At 62.9% G+C, this 19,245-nt stretch carries 15 protein-coding genes; 7 read left to right on the top strand and 8 right to left on the bottom strand.

Annotated features, from left to right (window positions below):
• The first annotated feature begins 289 nt into the window (after positions 1-289).
• The 4 genes from purH to ACMO9O_RS01070 all read left to right on the top strand — a co-directional run bounded on the left by purH (position 290) and on the right by ACMO9O_RS01070 (position 5,214).
• Positions 290-1,819, top strand: coding sequence for a bifunctional phosphoribosylaminoimidazolecarboxamide formyltransferase/IMP cyclohydrolase (purH, locus tag ACMO9O_RS01085; RefSeq protein WP_418981778.1), 1,530 nt, complete (start codon positions 290-292; stop codon positions 1,817-1,819).
• Positions 1,820-2,245: 426 nt separating this feature from the next.
• Positions 2,246-3,505, top strand: coding sequence for a phosphoribosylamine--glycine ligase (gene purD, locus ACMO9O_RS01080; RefSeq protein ID WP_418981777.1), 1,260 nt, complete (start codon positions 2,246-2,248; stop codon positions 3,503-3,505).
• Complete coding sequence (gene folD / locus ACMO9O_RS01075) at positions 3,502-4,353, top strand: bifunctional methylenetetrahydrofolate dehydrogenase/methenyltetrahydrofolate cyclohydrolase FolD (protein ID WP_418981776.1); 852 nt, start codon at positions 3,502-3,504, stop codon at positions 4,351-4,353. The genes purD and folD overlap by 4 nt, the downstream gene beginning before the upstream one ends.
• Positions 4,354-4,581: 228 nt before the next feature.
• Entirely contained in the window at positions 4,582-5,214 is a 633-nt protein-coding gene (locus ACMO9O_RS01070; RefSeq protein WP_418981775.1) for a class I SAM-dependent methyltransferase, read from the top strand.
• 51 nt (positions 5,215-5,265) lie between these two features.
• Here ACMO9O_RS01070 and ACMO9O_RS01065 read toward each other — a convergent pair whose 3' ends face one another.
• The 8 genes from ACMO9O_RS01065 to ACMO9O_RS01030 form a co-directional block, all read right to left on the bottom strand.
• Positions 5,266-6,657, bottom strand: a complete 1,392-nt coding sequence (locus ACMO9O_RS01065) for a GNAT family N-acetyltransferase (RefSeq protein ID WP_418981774.1) — start codon at positions 6,655-6,657, stop codon at positions 5,266-5,268.
• Positions 6,654-8,570 carry an LTA synthase family protein gene (locus tag ACMO9O_RS01060; RefSeq protein WP_418981773.1) on the bottom strand — a complete coding sequence of 639 codons (1,917 nt, stop codon included), beginning with the start codon at positions 8,568-8,570 and terminating at the stop codon, positions 6,654-6,656. The genes ACMO9O_RS01065 and ACMO9O_RS01060 overlap by 4 nt, the downstream gene beginning before the upstream one ends.
• 201 nt (positions 8,571-8,771) lie before the next feature.
• Entirely contained in the window at positions 8,772-9,626 is an 855-nt protein-coding gene (gene nadC / locus ACMO9O_RS01055; protein WP_418981772.1) for a carboxylating nicotinate-nucleotide diphosphorylase, read from the bottom strand.
• Positions 9,627-9,635: 9 nt separating this feature from the next.
• The gene (locus ACMO9O_RS01050) at positions 9,636-10,205 is read right to left on the bottom strand and encodes a hypothetical protein (protein ID WP_418981771.1); all 570 of its coding nucleotides are present in this window, start codon (positions 10,203-10,205) and stop codon (positions 9,636-9,638) included.
• A gap of 4 nt (positions 10,206-10,209) precedes the next feature.
• Positions 10,210-12,645: a TonB-dependent receptor gene (locus ACMO9O_RS01045; protein ID WP_418981770.1), complete on the bottom strand. Its 2,436-nt coding sequence runs from the start codon at positions 12,643-12,645 to the stop codon at positions 10,210-10,212.
• A 73-nt stretch (positions 12,646-12,718) separates the two neighbouring features.
• A complete protein-coding gene (locus tag ACMO9O_RS01040) occupies positions 12,719-13,294 on the bottom strand; it encodes a response regulator transcription factor (protein ID WP_418981769.1) in 576 nt (191 codons plus the stop codon).
• Positions 13,291-13,764, bottom strand: a complete 474-nt coding sequence (gene rlmH, locus ACMO9O_RS01035; RefSeq protein WP_418981768.1) for a 23S rRNA (pseudouridine(1915)-N(3))-methyltransferase RlmH — start codon at positions 13,762-13,764, stop codon at positions 13,291-13,293. Before rlmH ends, ACMO9O_RS01040 begins: the two co-directional genes overlap by 4 nt.
• A 151-nt stretch (positions 13,765-13,915) precedes the next feature.
• Complete coding sequence (locus tag ACMO9O_RS01030; RefSeq protein WP_418981767.1) at positions 13,916-15,226, bottom strand: glycoside hydrolase family 2 TIM barrel-domain containing protein; 1,311 nt, start codon at positions 15,224-15,226, stop codon at positions 13,916-13,918.
• A 112-nt stretch (positions 15,227-15,338) separates the two neighbouring features.
• On the opposite strand from ACMO9O_RS01030, the gene asnS reads away from it, so the two are divergent.
• The 3 genes from asnS (at position 15,339) to ACMO9O_RS01015 (ending at position 19,189) form a co-directional block, all read left to right on the top strand.
• The gene (asnS, locus tag ACMO9O_RS01025; protein ID WP_418981766.1) at positions 15,339-16,727 is read left to right on the top strand and encodes an asparagine--tRNA ligase; all 1,389 of its coding nucleotides are present in this window, start codon (positions 15,339-15,341) and stop codon (positions 16,725-16,727) included.
• A gap of 114 nt (positions 16,728-16,841) precedes the next feature.
• A complete protein-coding gene (gene rpoN / locus ACMO9O_RS01020) occupies positions 16,842-18,266 on the top strand; it encodes an RNA polymerase factor sigma-54 (RefSeq protein ID WP_418981765.1) in 1,425 nt (474 codons plus the stop codon).
• 314 nt (positions 18,267-18,580) lie between these two features.
• Positions 18,581-19,189, top strand: coding sequence for a hypothetical protein (locus ACMO9O_RS01015; protein ID WP_418981764.1), 609 nt, complete (start codon positions 18,581-18,583; stop codon positions 19,187-19,189).
• Positions 19,190-19,245 lie beyond the last annotated feature (56 nt).

The following is a 19,245-nucleotide window of genomic DNA, read 5'->3' as shown; positions in this document are numbered from 1 at the left end:
GGGACGCGATGGGTTTTCGGAGCGATTCAGGGCGGACGCAGCCTGCGGAGGTCTGCGAATGCGGGCCTCCGCACCCGGAGGCTGCGGCCCGCGCGGCTCGACAGCCGAAGATAGACCAAGGTTGCGGTCTGCGCAGTTTGAAAAGCCGAAAGGAACAAAGTCCTCCCTTTGTCAAAGGGAGGATTTAGGAGGGAATGTCGGAATGCATGCTCGCATCGGCGGGAACTGCGGAAGGGCTTCCCGACCATGCAGCGGTAAATAAATTGGACAGAAATAAATACATACGAGTATGCGAGCTTTAATCAGTGTGAGCGACAAGACCGGCGTGGTCGATTTCGCCCGGGGCCTTCGGAAACTGGGCTGGGAGGTGATCGCCACGGGCGGAACGATGAAACTGCTGCGCGAAAGCGGCGTGGAGGTGTTGAATATCAGCGATGTGACGGGGTTTCCCGAGATTTGCGACGGACGGGTCAAAACCCTGCACCCCAAGGTGCACGGCGGTCTGCTGGCCCGCCGTGACGATCCGTCGCACGTGGAGGCGCTGCGCGCGAACGGAATCGAATTTATCGACCTGGTGTGTGTGAACCTCTATCCGTTCCGCGAGACGATCTCCAAGCCGGATGTGAAGATGGAGGATGCCATCGAAAATATCGACATCGGCGGCCCGTCGATGCTCCGTTCCGCGGCCAAGAACTGGAAGGACGTCACGGTCGTCTGCGACCCGGCGGATTACGGGCGGGTGCTCGAAGAGATCGCCGCCCGGGGCAATACCGAGCCGTCGACGCGCCTCGGTCTGTCGGCCAAGGCCTACACGCATACCGCGCAGTACGACGCCGTGATCGCCGCCTGGATGCGGGCGCAGGCGGGTCTCGAGGAGAAGCTGTTCCTGGAATTCGACCGGGTGCAGACGCTGCGCTACGGCGAGAATCCCCACCAGTCGGCCGACTTCTACCGTGAGGGGCGGAAAGTTCCCTACTCGCTGGCCTTTGCCCGGCAGCTCAACGGCAAGGAACTCTCCTACAACAATATCCAGGACGCGAATGCCGCCCTGTGCATCGTCCGCGAGTTCGACCGTCCGTTCTGCGTGGGGCTTAAACATATGAACCCGTGCGGCGCCGCCGAGGGGCGCGACGTGGTCGAGGCGTGGACCAAGGCGTACGAGGCCGACAAGGTGTCGATCTTCGGCGGCATCGTGGCGACGAACCGTCCCGTGACGCGCGAGGCGGCCGAGCTGATGAAGCCGATCTTTCTGGAGATCATCATGGCTCCCAAGTTCGACGAGGGGGCGCTCGAAGTGCTGCGCACGAAGAAGAACCTGCGCCTGCTGGAGGTCGATATGGAGCCGAACGCCGCCGCGGCCAGGCAGTACGTGAGTGTTAACGGGGGCTTGCTCGTACAGGACCTCGACACCACCACGCGCAGCGTCGAAGCCGCCATGTGCGTCACGCAGCGCAAGCCCGACGACGCGCAGCTGGCGGATCTCAACTTCGGTTGGCGGATCGTCAAGCACGTGAAGTCCAATGCCATCGTCGCGGTCAGGGACGGCCGGACGCTGGGGGTCGGCGCGGGGCAGATGAACCGCATCGGTTCGGCCGAGATCGCCCTGAAGCAGGCCCGGGCGGCCGGAGTGACGGAGGGGATCGTCCTTGCTTCGGACGGATTTTTCCCGTTCGACGACTGCGTGACGCTGGCCGCCGAGTACGGGGTGACGGCCATCGTGCAGCCGGGCGGCTCCGTGCGCGACGAAGATTCGATCCGCAAGGCCGACGAGAAAGGGATTGCGATGGTATTTACGGGGGAGCGACATTTCAAACATTAAGCCCCTGGGGCTTAATGTTTGACCATGCGGCCAAACTATACAGACAATCCCTCTAAATCCCCCTTTGAGAAGGGGGACTTAATGCAGGGTGACGGTCGTAATTGCGTGGGCGAAATCTGCTCCGTGATAATCAAAAATCGGCCGAGGTTTAATGTTTGACCATGCGGAGAAACTATACAGACAATCCCTCTAAATCCCCCTTTGAGAAGGGGGACTTAAGGCAGGGTGACGGTCGGAATTGCGTGGGCAAAGTACCCGGCTCCGTGATAATAAATAGGATTATCCGACGATTGCGCTGATTTGTCGTGTTGCGGCATGAAGTCCCCTCCGAGGAGGGGTTTTAGGGGAAGATTTCTAACGTGGCTACGGGCCGCGAGGAACTATGGTCGGAGTAGTGTTGCGGTGAAAATATTAAAGGTCAGTTTTATGAAAGTTTTGGTTATCGGCTCGGGCGGTCGTGAGCACGCCATCGTGGATGCGCTGGCGCGTTCGCCGCGGGTGGAGAAAATCTACTGCGCACCGGGCAATGCGGGCATCGCCCGGCAGGCCGAGTGCGTTTCGATCGGCGATACGGAGGTGGAGCGGCTGCGCGACTTCGCTGCGGCGCAAGAGATCGACCTGACGGTCGTAGGACCCGAGGCCGCGCTGGCCGCGGGTGTGGTGGATGCGTTCCGAGCCGCCGGGCTGCGCATTTTCGGTCCGACCAAGGCCGCTGCGCGCATCGAGTCGTCGAAGGAGTTCGCCAAGGACCTGATGGCCCGTCACGGCATTCCGACGGCCGCCTACCGTTCGTTCACCGATTATGCCGAGGCGTGGGCCTACGTGGCCGCGCGTCCGCTGCCCGCCGTGCTGAAATACGACGGTCTGGCCGCCGGAAAGGGCGTGGTAATCGCCCGGACACTTTCCGAGGCGGAGGCCGCGTTGAAAGACATGCTGCTAGACGGGAGTTTCGGGCGGGGCAAGGTGGTCGTCGAGGATTTCCTCGAGGGGCCCGAATTCTCGTTCATGTGCTTCGTCTCGGGCACGAAGGTGTGGCCGATGGCGCTGGCGCAGGACCACAAGCGGGCCTACGACGGCGACCGGGGACCCAATACGGGCGGCATGGGAGCCTATTCGCCCCTGCCGTTCATCACGGCCGAGGATGAACGCTTCGCGTTGGAGCGGATCATGCGGCCGGTGGCCGAGGCGATGGTCGCCGAGGGGTGTCCCTTCGAGGGGGTACTGTACGGGGGACTGATCAAGACGGTCGACGGCATCCGGGTCATCGAGTTCAACGCCCGCTTCGGCGATCCCGAGACCGAGGTGGTGCTGCCGCGGCTCAAGAGCGATATTGCGGAGATCTTCTGCGCCGTGGCCGACGGCGGCGATGCCCGGCCGGAGTGGCACGACTTTGCGACGCTGGGCGTGGTGCTCGCGTCGAAAGGTTATCCGGGCAGTTACCAAAAGGGCTTTCCGATCGAGGGGCTGGACCGCGTGGAGGGAACCGTCTACCACATGGGAACCCGTGCCGAGGGGGACCGGATACTCACGGCCGGAGGCCGCGTGCTGCTCGTCGTCGGCCGGGGCCGCGACCTTCGGGAGGCCCGTGCCGCCGCCCTGCGCGACGTCGGGCGCATCGCCTGCGACAATCTATTTCACCGCACGGACATTGGACATTGTGCATTTGAAAAACCGAACGAACTATGATTATCAGCGGAAAAGAACTTTCGGCCAAACTGAAGGCCGACATGGCGGCGGAGGTGGCGGCCTTCCCCGCAAAATACGGGCGCGTACCCCATCTGGCAGTTATTCTGGTGGGTGAAGACCCCGGCAGCGTGAGCTATGTGACCGGCAAGGCGAAGGCTTCGGCTGAGGTCGGCATTCGGAACACGACGATCCGAAAGCCGGCGGAAATCACCGAGGAGGAGCTGTTGGGGATTATTGCGGAGCTGAACGCCGACGACGAGGTGGACGGCATTCTGGTGCAGCTGCCGCTCCCGAAGCATATCGACGAGGACCGGGTGATTGCGGCCATCGACCGCGCGAAGGACGTGGACGGCTTCCACCCGCAGAACGTCGCCGCCCTGTGGCAGAAGCAGCCGTGTACGCTGCCTTGCACGCCCAAAGGCATCATCAAGCTGTTGAGGGCAGCCGGCGTGGAGATCGAGGGGCGGAATGCGGTGGTTGTCGGACGCAGCAACATCGTGGGGCTGCCCGTCTCGAAACTGCTGCTCGACGCCAATGCTACCGTGACCATAACCCACAGCCGCACGCGCGATCTGGGGGCGGTGACCCGCGGCGCAGACATTCTCGTGGTGGCGATCGGCCGCCCGAAGTTCGTTACGGCCGATATGGTCCGCGAGGGCGCTGTGGTGATCGACGTGGGCGTGAACCGCGACCCCGATACGGGCCGGTTGTGCGGCGACGTCGACTTCGCGGGCGTCTCGGAGAGAGCCTCGGTCATTACCCCCGTCCCGGGCGGGGTGGGACCGATGACCATCTGCTGCCTGATGGAGAATACGATCGAGTGCTTCCTGCGCAGGATGGCGCATTGAGGCGCGATGATGCGCCGAAAGGTCGGGAGCGGTGGCCGCGTTCGAGCCGCTTTGACCGCCTCGTTCGGGCGGAAATGTATGCAGATTCGGCGAAAAAAGTTGATTTGCCGAAAATTATTCCTATATTTGTTTCCTAAAGGAGCGGTCAGGCCCGGTTTGTACGGCGGCATGCCGGCAGAACAGACGATTTGCTCCCGAAAACGGGTGATACGTTAAGCGCGCGGAAAAATGATTAAGACCACCCCCAAAAAGAATTTCGGCTGGAGCGATGAAACGGCCCCGTTTTATCACAAATACCTCCTCCCGGCCATCGAGGCGTTCCTGCCTCCCGCCGACCAGGGTTCGCTGCTCGACGTGGGCTGCGGCAATGGTTTCTTTGCCAATTACCTGATTAAAAAGGGGTACGATGTCTACGGCATCGACGCCGCGATCGACGGCATCCGGCTGGCCAACAAGAAGAATCCGGGCCGCTTCTTCGTCAACGACGTAGACGATGCGCGGCTGCCGGAGATTCTGCTCAACGTGCCCATCCGCACGATCGTCTCGATGGAGGTGATCGAACACCTCTACAGCCCGCGCGGTTTCATGGGCTTCATGGCGCAGGTGCTGCGCGCCAACGGAGGCGGACAGATCATCGTCACCACCCCTTACCACGGCTATATCAAGAATTTCTTCATCTCGATCGTCGGCAAGTGGGACTACCACTGGGGTCCGCTCTGGGAGGGCGGTCACATCAAGTTCTGGTCGGAGCACACGATCCGCAAGCTCTTCGAGGAAGCCGGCTTCCGCAACGTGCAGTTCAAGGGGGTAGGCCGTTTCCCGCTCCTGTGGCGGCACATGGTCTGCAAGGCCGAAATATAGATTCGATGAACCTTCGAATGAAGCGGCGGACCTTTCCGGGTCCGCCGCTTATCAGTTCGGTATTGCGCAGGTCAGCTCCAGCTGCTCGGGCAGCGGGGCTGACGCATCCCTCCGCCAGACCATCGCCCGGTCCGTGGCCGGGTCGCCCGTGCCGAAGTCGAATCCGTCTTCCGAGCGGAAACAGGCGGGAAGATCGCCCGCGAATCCGAACCGTTCGTAGAACGCGCGCAGCCACTGCTGGCCGGGAGTGGGGATCAGCACCGCCGCATCGTCGCCCTGCGCTGCGATCCGCTCCATCGCTTCGTGCATCAGCTTCGTCGCCAGCCCCTGCCCGCGGCAGGCCGCAGCGGTCGCCACGCCGTAGATGTAGGTCGTACGGCCGAGTGCGCTGCGGAACGGCAGCAGGTGGAGCATGGCGACCGTATGTCCGTCCCGCTCGATGCCAAGCATCCGCCGCCGGCTGTAATAGCGAATCAGGAAGGCGTCGGTGAAAGCGTCGTCGTCGCCGAACGCCTCCTGCCAAAGCTCCTTGCAGGCGATCTCGTCGGGGTGGAGGCGGATGGCCGTGAACTTGTGCGCGATGGCGACGGGGTGGTAGGAGAGCTTGGCGCGCCGCAGTCCGTCGAGCCCCAGGTCCTCCTCGCGGTTGATGAGCGTGAAACGCGCGGGCAGGTGCTCGGCGAAGAGCTTGTTGATGGCCGTGAAAGCGCCGTCGAACTCGATGTCGGCCTTTTCGACGTGCGTGTCGAAGGTGTGGTCGTTGACCGCCGAGCCGTAGGTGAAGGCCGCGAGGCGGTCGCCGACGAAGAGCGCGCCGCCCAGCATGCCCAGCGCGTCGAAGTTCTCGAACGCCCGCTGCATGGCCCGCTGCTCGGCGCACAACTCCGACGTGTGCCCTTCGTGGGCGCGCCGCCACTCGCGTTCGAGCCGCATGCACTCGTCGAAGTGCCGGGGTTGCAGCTGCTCGTAGCGGTAATCGGGGTACTCGGCCGTAAAACGGTTCATGTGGTTGCGCTTGGGCTGGTAACGGCGGCCTGGGAGGTTCCGCAGGTCGTCCGCCGCATAGATGTAATCCTCCAGCGCGCGGTCAGATTCGAACGCGAACTCCCCCACGTGCATGCGGCGGATCATATCGCGCCCCTGGTCGGTCAGTCCGATGATGCGCAGCCGCTGGCCGTGCGCGTGTGCGTCCTCGCGCAGCAGTGGGATGATCGGGGCGAAGTCGCCCGGCCCGACGGGCTGCATGTAGCCGATCTTTTTGCCGCCTCCGATCTGGAAGCGGATCACCAGAAAGCCGCCGACCTCGGCCCAGGCGCTGCGGAACACCTCCTGCCAGCAGTACATGTTGGCGAAGGCCAGGTCGCAGTTGGTGATGCCCGACGGCATCGTATAGCGTTCGATGACCGACCGGTCTTCGAGACGCACGGGTTTGAATTGGATCATTCGGGGGTGTATCGCTTGCGTTCAACGTGGGAATAGTATTGCTGGACCAGCGCCCGGAACCGATCGAGCAGGCTGTCTGCGGCCGCGGCGTCGGACACGTGTCCGGGACGCGGGGTTACGGCGGAAGCCGCGTCGTCGAAGCTCAGGAGAGCGTCGTCCGTGACGGCCCGGTACTGCCCGTCGTAGCCGACCGACCAGCCTGGACGCTCCTGTTCGTTCAGCACGTCGCGTCCGAAGGCGAAGTAGGGGCGGTCGTTGCCCAAAAGTCCCAGCAGAGTGGGCATGATGTCCAGCTGCTGCGTCACCGAGCCGATCTCGCCCCGCAGCGCGCCGTCGGGGGTGTAGATGAAGCCGAGGATGTGCATGTTGCCGGGATAGACCGACGTCTCGGGGGCGAACTTCTCCGACGACACGTGGTCGGCGACGAAGACGAAGACGGTGCGGCGGAACCACTCCTCGTCCCCGAAGCGGTCGAAGAAGCGGCGGAAGGCCAGATCGTCGTAGGCGACGCCCCGGTGGATGCGCGTGTACCCCTTGGGCAGTGAATCGGCGAACTCGGCCGGCACGACGAACGGATGGTGCGACGAGAGGGTGAAGAGCGCGGCGAAGAAAGGCTCGGGCGTGGCGGCGAACTCCTCGCCGGCGAATTGCAGGAACTTGTCGTCCCAGATGCCCCAGTAACCGTCGAAATCGTTCGTGCCGTGGCGCGCCTCGTACTCTTCGCGGCTGACCAGACGGTCGACGCCCGCCGAACGGGCATAGGCTCCGAAGCCCATCGAGCCGCGTTCCGAACCGCAGTAGAACGCCGTGGCATAGCCCCTGTCAGCGAGGATGGCGGGCAGCTGGCGGCTCTCGCCGAGCGACTGCGGCATCAGCACGAAGGGGGTTTTGAACGAGGGAATGCTGCCCAGTACCGAGGGCATGGCCTGAATCGAGCGCGTGCCGTTGGCGTACATCTGCCGGAAAGTCAGCCCCTCGCGCATGAGCGAGTCGAGAAACGGGGTGAACCCCTTGGTCTCGCGGTCGGCGTAGAGGTCCGGCCGCAGGTGGGCCGAGTGCTCGGCGGACATGCTCTCCAGGATGAAGATCACCACGTTGCGGCCCGAAAGGTCGATTGCCGCGCTGTCGGGGGGAGTGTGTACGGGGGTGAAATATTCGGGCAGCTCCTCCGGGGTGAAGTACTTCACGTAGCGGACGCTGCCGGCGCTGCCGACGGTCCGCAGGATGCAGAACGGGTTGCTCAGAATCAGGTTCGCCCTGCCGCTGTCGGGGGTGTAGAGCGTGGCGTTGGAGAGGGTGATCGGGCGCGTCATGCGCGTGAAGCCGCCGCGCATGCCCGCGATGCACAACCCGGCGGCCACGACGAAGACCGCGGTGGAGGCAAGATAGTAAGCCCATCCGCTGAAGAGGCTGCGGGGCCGGATGCGGCGGCCGTAGCCTTTGGCCAGCAGCGCGACGAGCAGCGCCGCGACGAGGACCAGCTGCCAGTTTTCGGCCAGGAACTTCCCGACCAGCTGCAAGGAGTTGGCGTTGTCGGCGAAGAAAAATTCGTCGGCGGTGAAGCGCTTCTGCGTGTAGCGGAAGTAGACCGCGTCGGCCAGGTTGACGCATACGATCAACAGCGTGTTGACCACCACATAATAGCCGTAAAGCACGCCCTGATACCAGCGTTTATCACGCACGTGCAGCGGCAGGAGCGACAGCAGGATGAACACCCCGTCGGCGTAGACGACCGAGGCCGTGTCGAACTTCAGCGCGCCGGCCAGCAGCTGCCACAACTCCCCGCCCGTAAGCGGACCGAGCGTCCCGGCGTTATAGACGTAAAAAACCACGCGGCAGAGCATCAGCACCAGATAAATCAGGGCGATGCGCCGCAGGGTCAGCGCGGTATGAGTATGGAAAAGGTCGGTCAACCAAGCATAAAATTAAACATTCTTTATAGGCGGTTCTTGAACCGTGCAGGTCGCAGCCTCCGGCGTCCGGTCGGTAGGGCAATGTTCAGTCCGTTTCAGGTCGCCTGTTGCGGGACGCAGCCTGCGGGGCACGCGAAAGCGGGCCTCCGCGGGGTGAGGCTGCGGCCCGCCCGGCTCCGGAGGAGCCGGTTCGGCGCGGCCCTATTCGCACGCCTTGAGCGACATGTCCAGCGACTTGATCTGATGGGTGAGCGCACCCACCGAGATGAAGTCCACGCCGCACGCGGCATAGTCGCGCAGCGTGTCGAAGGTGATGCCGCCGCTCGATTCGGTCTCGCAGCGTCCGGCCACCTTGCGCACCGCTTCGCGCGTCATTTCGGGCGAGAAGTTGTCGAACATGATTCGGTCGACGCCGCCCGCGGCGAACACCTCGTCGATATCCTCCAGCGAGCGCACCTCGCACTCAATCGGCAGCCGCTTCCCCTTCTCTTCGAGGTAGGCACGGACCCGTTCGATCGCGGGCCGGATGCCGCCTGCGAAGTCGATGTGGTTGTCCTTCAAAAGGATCATGTCGAACAACCCCATGCGGTGGTTCCCGCCGCCGCCGATCTTGACGGCCATCTTGTCCAGCACGCGCATGCCGGGCGTGGTCTTGCGCGTGTCCAGCACGCGCGTGTGCAGCCCCTCCAGCTGCCGGACGTAGGCCGCGGTCTGGGTCGCCACGCCGCTCATGCGCTGCATGATGTTGAGCAGGATGCGTTCGGCCTGCAACAGCGATTGCAGACGGCCCGAGACGTAGAAAGCCACGTCGCCGGGTTTGACGCGGTCGCCGTCGCGGAGCACCTGTTCGAAGACCATCTGCGGATCGAGGCGGTCGAGTACGCGCTGTGCAATCTCGATGCCGGCGATGACCCCCTCCTGTTTGCACAAGAGGCGCATGCGGCCGTGTTCGTCGGCGGGAATGCACGCCAAGGAGGTGTGGTCGCCGTCGCCGATGTCCTCCCTGATGGCCAGTTCGATCAGTTCATCGACGAAAGGGATGTATTGCGTTTCCATAGGCTTGTTTTATTTCTTGACCAGCAGACGACCCGAGTAGACTACGGCGAAGGCGACCGACTTGGTCCCCATCTTCCGGGTGCAGGTGAAAGTCACGCTGCAGTTGAGGTTGTCGACCGTACCCTGCAGGTCGGTGATTTTGAAGTTGCTGTTGGACTGCCATGCGTGCGCGTCCTCGTTGTAGTTCTCGGGATTGATCTCGGCGAGCGACAGGGTGAACTTCGCGCCTGCGCCCTGCGTCGCATAGTCGATCTGGGGAATCCGCATCTCGACGGCGGGCATCCCGACGGCGAAGCGCGTGGCGTGCATGTAGAGGTAGAGCTTACCGTCGGCGGCCGGCTCGATCTCGAACAGGGCGGTGTCGTCGGGGAAGACGCTGCCCGTGGAGACGGTTGTCACGGTCGAGAGACCGAAAAAGAGCATGTTGGCGGTCACTTTGCCGCCGCTGACGGCGTTGTTGACCTCGGCGTAGGCGTAGCCGTAGGGAAGGACTTCGATCTCTTCGGCTTCGTTGTCGTCGCAGGCGACGGTGAGGGTGGCGGCAAAGGCCAGCAGTAACAGATTTTTTACCAGTTTCATAGGATTAGATATTGATATTCAAAGTTATGCCGAATGTGCGCGGCAGGCCGCGCTGGACGAATTCGTTGTCGATCGACTTGAAGTAGAAGACGTCGTAGCGCCTGTCGGCGAGGTTGCGGCCCCACAGGTCGATCGAGTAGCGTGCATGCTCGATGCGCACGGAGGCTTCTATAAGGGCGTAGAAAGGCTGCGTGAGCGTGTTTTCCTCGTTCCAGCGGATGGGTCCCGTGCCGCGGACACCCGCCTGCAACACCACGTCTCCCAGCCACCTGACCCCTGTCGGGAGCGTCCACGCCGCCGAGGCGGAGAGCGTATGCTGCGGCGCATAGGGTAGGTAGTTCCCTTTGTAGCTGATTTCGACGCGATTGCCTGCGGCGTCCCGCCCGGTGGTCTCGTACCGCCGGAACCTGGCGTCGGTGTAGCCGTAGGCGGCGTTCAGCTCCAGCGTCCGCCACGGCGCAGCCTGCAGCGACAACTCGCCGCCCCACGAGCGCGTGCGCCCCGCGTTGGTCATCATGCGGCCCGTCTTGGTTCCGTCGGGAAAGACGGTGAGCTGCTGGTCGCGGCAGTCGATGTAAAAGAGCGCGAAATCGCCCCGGACAGCCCCCTCCATGCAGCTGAAGTGACCGCCCAGCTCGTAGTTCCAGCTGTATTCGGGCTTGTAGGACATCAGGTCTGGCTCCTCGTATTCGTACTTGGGCTGGGCCATCTTCTGCTTGAGTTTCTCCTGGAGAATGTCCGAAAAGAGCTGCGTGTTGAATCCCCCGGCCTTGTACCCTTTCGAGACGGAGAGATAGAGGTTGTGCCGCTCGTCGAAAGCGTAGAGCACCGAGAAGCGCGGCAGAATCTCGGTATAGGAGTGCGCGATCGAATTGCGGTCGTCGATCGCCGCCACGCCGGTCCACGACCCGTGGGGATTTTCGTGGGTGTAGGGCAGCGCCGCCTGACTGTGGTAGTCGAGCTTCGTATGCTCCCAGTCGATGCGGATGCCCGCCTTGAGCTGCCAGCGGCCCAGCGTGAGGGTCGATTCGTGGTAGAGCGCCGAGCCGAAGGCCGGCATGCGGAAGTCGGAGTTCAGCGGCAGTTCCCAGACGGGCGCGGCCGCGGTGTCCCAGCCGTAGATGTCGTTCGAATCCTTGTTGGCGTTGTCGAAGATCAGCTCCTCGATGCCCGTGCGTTTGAAGTCGACCGGGGCGTCCATCACTCCGTGGCGGTAGAAGCCGAACGCGCCGAAGAGCCAGCGGTATTTGCCTTTCTCGCGCGAGCGGAAAACCAAGTCCTCGGTCACGGTGTGCTCGCGCCGCGCCTGCCGCAGCGTGAAGTACGAGAGGGGCAGAAAATCCTGGTCGAGGATCATCTCGTCGTCGGAGTACTGGTAGCTGGTGATCGAAGAGAGGGAGAATTTAGCCGCGTCGTAACGCACGGTCAGCCCGTCGCTGACGGTCGTCCGCGTATACGAGCAGGGATCGTTGTAGCCGATCTCACCGGGCCGCAGGACGGGTTTCCCGTCCGCGTCGAGGATCGTCTTTTCCCCGATGTAGGCATAGGGGTAGCCGCCCTGATCGAGCACCGAAAAGGAGAGCGTGTTGTCGATGCTCAGTCCGCGGCCGTTGCGCCACTGCGTCTTCCAGCGGCCGCCGCCCAGCTGCTCGCGGTCGCACTTCTCGCCCGTCGCAGTGTTCTCGAAGAAGCCGCCCGTGCGCGTGTAGAAAGCGGCTACGGACATGCCCAGATCGGGGTTGAGTTTGTAGTAGGAGGCGGCGCGCAGGCGGTAGGTGTCGCCGCTGGCGTACTCCATGCCCAGCCGGACGCCCTGATACGCAAGCGGCGAGAGGGTGTAGACGTTGATGACCCCGCCCATCGTGTTGCGGCCGTAGAGCGTCGACTGCGGGCCGCGCAGCACCTCGATGCGCTCGGCGTCGGCCAGTTCCGTGTCGAAGCAGTCCTTATTGAGCACCGGCACGTTGTCGATGTTCAGCCCCACCACCGGCTGGTCGATGCGCGCACCCAACCCCCGGACGTAGATCGAGGAGGTCATGCGCGAGCCGTAGTCGGGAATGTGGACGTTGGGGACGGCCTGCGAGAGGTTTTTGAGTGCCGAAACGTGCCGTCGTTCGATGGCGCGGCTGCCGACGATCGTCGCCGCGACGGGCTGCGAGCGCAGCACCAGCCCCTGCTTGATGGCCGTCACCTGCACCTTGTCCACCACGATCACCGTGTCGGCCGTCTCCGCGTCCGTCACTTTTGCCGTTGCTGTCCTTGTCTCCGCGGTCGCCGTCGCTGCTATTGCCGTCCTCGTCTCTGCTGCCGCTTCTGCCGCGGCCCTCCCCGTCTCAGCTGCCGCTGCCGTCGTCGTCTCCGCCGCCTTCCCGTCCGACGGGCGGGCCGCAGCCGTGAGGGCAGCCAGCAGAAGCGGTATGACCAGGGAGAATCGGCGCATGGAACGGTTCGGTTTTCAGCGATACAAAGTAACGATTTTATTTCGTTCGGTGCAATCCTTATTTATGAGGACGCTACATTCCGTCCGGGGTGACGTATCCCGCCGCCAGCGCGTAGACCACCAGCCCGGCCACCGAGCGGATGCCGAGCTTCTCCGAGATGTTGCGGCGGTGGGAGATCACGGTGGTAAGCCCGATCCCGAGGCGTTCGGCGATCTGTTTGCTCGACAGTCCGCGCGCCACCAGCGTCAGCACCTCCGTTTCGCGTCCGGTCAGCGGCTGGGCGGAACGTCCGCCTGCGGGCAGGGTGTGCTCGGGACGGCGTACGCTGCGCTGCAGCTGCACGAGTGCGTGTACGAACTCCTCCTCGCCCGCCTCGACGTCGAGGCAGTGCATGCCGGCAAAGGACTGCCCGCCGGTCAGCAGGATGGTCCGGTGGCTGTGGCGGCGGAAGAAGGCGTCGTGCGCGGCGAAGAGCTGCGCCGCGACGAAGAAGTGGATGAAGCGCTCGGGCCGGGCCGCGGCGAACGCCTCGAAATCGTCGAACAGCTCGACGGCCGCTCCGGGGGCGACCTTTTCGAGGATCGAGCGCAGCCCCACGCCGGCGAGGATGTTCTGCGACAGGATGGCTATGGCTGGCTGTTCGGTCATTCGTGGTGATAGGGTTCGTTCCTGAGGATGGTGAACGCGCGGTAGATCTGTTCGGCGAAGATCGCCCGCACGATCTGGTGCGAGAAGGTCATGCGCGAGAGGGAGAGTTTTGCGTCGGCTCGGGCGTACACCTCGTCCGAGAAGCCGTAGGGACCGCCGATGACGAAGACCAGCCGCTTCATTCCGCTGTTGAGCCGCTTCTGCAGCCAGTAGGCGAACTCCACGGAGCGCATCTGCTCGCCCCGCTCGTCGAGCAGCACCACGCAGTCGCCCTCGGTCAGCTGGCGCAGGATCGCCTCCCCCTCGGCCGCGCACTGCTGCCGCGCGGTCATGCTGCGTGTGTTGCGCACGTCGGGCAGCACTGTTACGGCGAACCGGCAGTAGTGGTTCACGCGCCGGGCGTAGAGCGCTACCAGCGCCGCGACCTCCTGCGAGTCGGTTTTGCCTATGACGATCAGTTCGATGGACACTTCAGTCGGTTTCGTGTATGCCCGTACGCCGGGCGGCGTTCTTTCTTCGTCCGGCGGCTTTCCGCCGGACACCTCTTTTCCCGGAAGGCTCCGTCCGCCGCCGGAAGCGCGCGGCGCCCGCGGATCGCCGGGAGCGGTCAGGCGTGTGGTTCTACAAGTCGGTATTCCACTCCCCATCGGCGTCCTCGCAGATCACCGGGCGCGACTTCTCGACGCTTTTGAGCCATTCGTAGGCCTTGTAGAGGTTGTAGCCGTTGCCCGAGGGGCCGCCCAGCGCGTAGGCGATCACCGAGGTGAAGTTGCGCGAGCGGTAGTACATCGCCTTCACGCGCTCCAGATATTCGTCGGCCAGCGCGGGGTCGTTCGACGGCGTGCCGCCCACGGTGCGGTCCATGCGCTTTTCGGGGGCGTGGATGTTGGCCCGGTCGATGACGTAAAGCCCCAGCGAGTCGCACAGGGCGTAGAACCACGCCGGCTGCGGATAGTCGGGCGCGACAGTGTTATAACCCTCCCTGCGCAGCGCTTCGAGCTGCGCGGCGGTGCTCTTTTCGTCGGACGCGGCGTTGTAACGCTTCGGGTTGATTTTGATCTCCTTGCCGAAGCGCATCCACCGGCCGTCGACCAGTTCCGTCCTTCCGAAGCCCACGCGCAGGGGCATGTACTCCTTGTAGGTCCCGTCGCGGCGCGTGAAGAGCATCACGTCGTAGAGTGCGGGCCGCTTGTCCCCGGCCTCCCACTTGTGACGGTATGCGCCGTAGACGAAGGGCTGGAAGCGGAGCGTGTCGACCGAACGGCCCGGGATGGTGACCTCCGTGATGTTGAAGTCGAGCAGTTTGCCCTCGGGCGAGTAGATGTCGTAACCCACCGTGACGGGTTCGTCGTAGTTGTAGGAGTTCTGGGCGATGATCTTAAGGTCGAGCATGCCGAAGTCGCGGCCCAGCGTGTCGGGCACGAGGGCGATCTCGAAGTCGCGGATCGAGCGTTTGTTCTGATAGTAGAGGTAGCTGCCCGTATAGGCGTTGCGGGGGGCGAGCGGCGCGTCGATTTGCGGGTATTCGCCCGGCAGGACGACCAGCCGGATTTCGTTGCTGCCCTGGCGGATGTAGGGCGTCAGCGCGAACTCCGCGGGGGTGGCCGCGTCGTCGACCTGCGCAACATCGCGGCCGTTGACCCACAGGATATAGGCGGAGGGGATGTTCTCCAGGTGGAGGTAGACGTTGCCGTCGGTCCAGGTGTAGGGGATCTCGAGCGTCTGCCCGAGGATGCCGCCCCCGCCGGCCGAGGTGGCGATCGCCTCGGGCGTAAATTCGATCCGGTGACCCGATCCGGCGCGGTTGCGCGCTGCGGCGTCGTGGCGCGTATCGTAGGGGACGACCTCCGTGCGGAAGATGCGTCCCGCCTCCTGGGCCGCGGCCGAAAAAGCGCCTATCAGCAGCGCGGCGGCGAGTATCGTTCGTTTCATCGTGTGCATGTTGTAAGACGGACAAAGGTACTTTTTATTTTGACAACTCGCAAATTAATCCTACCTTTGTAAATTCGAAAAACCTTATGTGGGCATAGATAAAATCGATCCTATGAAAACGCAGAGAATCGTTGAAATCCTCCGTTCGGAGGCCGTCGACCGGGACATCGTGGTCAAAGGCTGGGTGCGCACCAAGCGCGGTAACAAGAACGTGGCGTTCATCGCCCTGAACGACGGCTCGTGCGTAGCCAATATCCAGGTGGTCGTGGACCTTCAGACCATCCCCGAAGAGATGCTCAAACCCGTTACTACGGGCTCCTGCATCCGCGTCGACGGACGGCTGGTCGCCTCGCCCGGAGCGGGGCAGGGCGTCGAGGTGCAGGCCGCCGCGATCGAGGTTTACGGCACGGCCGACCCCGAGACCTATCCCTTGCAGAAGAAGGGGCACTCGCTGGAGTTCCTGCGCGAGATCGCCTACCTGCGTCCGCGCACTAACACCTTCGGGGCGGTGCTGCGCATCCGTCACGCCATGGCCTACGCCATCCATCAATACTTCAACGACCACGGCTTCTACTACTTCCATACGCCGCTGATCACCGCCTCGGACTGCGAGGGCGCGGGAGCGATGTTCCAGGTGACCACGCTCGATCTGAACGACGTGCCCAAGACCGAGCAGGGGAAGGTCGACTATGCGCAGGACTTCTTCGGCAAGGCGTGCAACCTGACCGTCTCGGGACAGCTGGAGGGCGAGCTGGGCGCCCTGTCGATGGGGCGCATCTACACGTTCGGTCCCACGTTCCGCGCCGAAAATTCGAACACGCCGCGCCATGCGTCGGAGTTCTGGATGATCGAGCCGGAGGCGGCGTTCTACGAGCTGGAGGATAACATGGAGTTGGCGGAGGACTTCCTCAAATACCTGATCCGCTACGCGCTGGAGCACTGCGCCGAGGACCTCGCGTTCATGAACAAAATGTGGGACAAGGAGCTGATCGACCGGCTCAAGTTCGTCCTGGAGAACGACTTCAAGCGCCTCGACTACACGGAGGGCATCGAGATTCTGAAGGCTTCGGGCCGCAAGTTCGAGTTCCCGTGCGACTGGGGCTGCGACCTGCAGTCGGAGCACGAGCGCTACCTGGTGGAGGAGCATTTCAAGCGCCCGGTCATCCTCATAAACTATCCCAAAGAGATCAAGGCCTTCTACATGAAGCAGAACGACGACGGCAAAACCGTGCGGGCGATGGACGTGCTCTTCCCCAAAATCGGCGAGATCATCGGCGGATCGGAGCGTGAGGCCGATTATGGCAAGCTATGTGCAAGGGTGCGCGAACTGGGCATGAACGAAAAGGACATCTGGTGGTATCTCGATACCCGTCGTTGGGGTTCGGCCCCGCATTCGGGCTTCGGCCTGGGCTTCGACCGTCTGCTGATGTTCGTGACCGGACTGACGAACATCCGCGACGTGCAGCCTTTCCCGCGCACGCCGCAGCACGCTGAGTTTTAATTAAGAATTAAGCATCAAAAATTAAGAATTACCAAGCGTGGGGGAGGGGTGTCGTCGTGTGGAAGATTTGAATAATTTTTAATTTTTAATTCTTAATTCTTAATTGCGGAGCAAATGGCTATCAATCAGAAACAGGTACTTTCCCTTCAGCAGAAACTCTCTCCGCAGCAGATACAGATGATCAAGCTGCTGGAGCTGCCCACCGTGCAGCTCGAACAGCGCATCAAGCAGGAGATCGAGGACAATATCGTGCTGGAAGAGGAGGAGCGCTCCGCCGAGGATGCCGACGAGCAGCCGCAGCAGATCTCGGTGGACGAGTACCTGCGCGAGGACGACACGCCGTCGTACAAGAGCCGTATCAACAACTATTCGAAAGACGACAAGCAGCGCCCGATCTACCTGACCGAGGGGCGTTCGCTGCAGGAGTATCTGGTCGAGCAGCTCGGCTACCGCAACCTCTCGGAGCGCGATATGCGGCTGGCGGTCTACCTGATCGGCAGCATCGACGGCGACGGCTACCTGCGCCGCGACCTGGAGTCGGTAGCCGACGACATCGCCTTCACGGTGGGCATCGACACCTCGGCCGCAGAGCTGGAGCGCCTGCTCGGGATCATTCACGAACTGGAGCCGGCAGGCGTCGGCGCCCGCAACCTGCAGGAGTGCCTGCTGTTGCAGATGGCCCAGATGAGCATCAATACGCGTCCGCGCCGCCTGGCCCGCAAGATTCTGACCTCCTATTTCGAGGAGTTCGTCAAGAAGCATTACGAGAAGCTGATGGCGCGGCTGCAGGTCTCGGAGGACGACTTCCGCGAGGCGATCGCCGAGATCAGGCATCTGTCGCCCAAGCCGGGCAACCTCTATGCCGAGGGCGGGACCGACACCACGCCCTACATCATTCCCGACTTCATCCTCGACTACCAGGACGGCCATTTCCAGCTCTCGCTCAACTCCTACAACGTGCCCGAGGTGCGGGTCAACCGCCGCTACATGGAGATGATCCGCGAGATGGTCTCGTCGGACGGGACCGTCAAGGAGAAGGACAAGGAGGCGATCCAGTTCGTCAAGAATAAGATCGACTCGGCCAAGTGGTTCATCTCGGCCATCAAGCAGCGCCACGACACGCTCATGCGCACGATGCAGACCATCCTCGACTACCAGACCGAGTATTTCAAGGACGGCGACAAGTCGAAATTGCGGCCCATGATCCTCAAGGACATCGCCGACCGCACGGGGCTGGACGTTTCGACCATCTCGCGCGTGGTGAACAGCAAATACGTGCAGACGCAGTTCGGCATCATCCTGCTCAAGTCGCTCTTCTCGGAGGCGATGCAGACCGACAGCGGCGAGGAGGTGTCCAGCTACGAGATCAAGAATATCTTGCAGGAGTGCATCGACGACGAGGACAAGCGCCGCCCGCTTACGGACGAGACGCTGATGGACATTCTCAACGCGAAGGGCTACCGCATCGCCCGCCGTACGGTGGCTAAATACCGCGAAATGCTCGGAATCCCGGTGGCGCGCCTGCGCAAGCAGATTTAGGGTGCGGGGCGGAAGCGAAAGGAAGGACCGTCGGATTGAGTGAAGGAAGGTCTCCGGAATTTCGTACTGCGGTATGCATTGACCGGCCGGGTTCCCCGCTGCTTTGGGGCGGCGTTTACAGGTTGACCCACCCCCGAACCCCTGCCTTGGCGGGGGCTTGTTGCGGCGGGTGTTTGAAAAAAGGCGTCCGAACCCGGAATTTTGTGCCGGGTATGAATTCGACGGTCGAAGCCACTTGTGCAGCGGCCGGTTCGGATGCGCGGCGACGGCGATGAAAAACGTGAGGAACGATTGAAAAGAAAATGAAATCCCGAATGAATTATACGAAACTCTCCCATGCCCTGTCCTGGGCGCTGCACCCGTTCCTGCTGCCGCTCTACCTGATGGCGATGCTGCTGACACTCACTGCCTTTTCGCTCTATCCTCCGGGCGTGAAATTCTACCTGCTGTGGGTGGTCGTGCTCTATGCGATGATTATTCCCGTGCTGACGATGGGCGTGCTGCGTTCGCTGGGACGCATCTCCGACTACCGGATCGACGACCGCCGCGAGCGGCTGCTGCCGCTCGTGATCGGTGCGGTGTGTTATGTGCTGTGCGCCGTGACGATCGCCAAGGTCCCCTCGGCGATCTTCATTCGCAAGTTCATGGTGGCGGCGGCGTGCTGCGAGGTGCTCTGCCTGGTGGTTTCGCTCCGCTGGAAGATCAGCCTGCACATGACCGGCATGGGGGCGATGGTCGCCCTGCTGGCGGTGATGAACGTCGTGGGCGTGGGTAACATGCTCGTGCCGCTGGCCGTCGCCATCCTCTGTGCCGGGGTGCTCGCATCGGCCCGCCTCTACCTGGGCTGCCACAACGGAGCGCAGGTGCTGGCCGGTTTCTGCGGCGGCTTCGCGGTCTCCGCGCTGGCCGTCCTCTTTCTCTGATCGGCCCTGTCGAAAGATAGAGGGCGGCTCGGTTCGGGCCGCCTTTCCTGTGATGG

This window comes from Alistipes sp. (genome assembly GCF_048465635.1).
Taxonomy (GTDB): Bacteria; Bacteroidota; Bacteroidia; order Bacteroidales; family Rikenellaceae; genus Alistipes.
The sequence above is the reverse complement of the archived record's forward strand: the minus strand, read 5'-3'. Positions and strand labels throughout refer to the sequence as shown.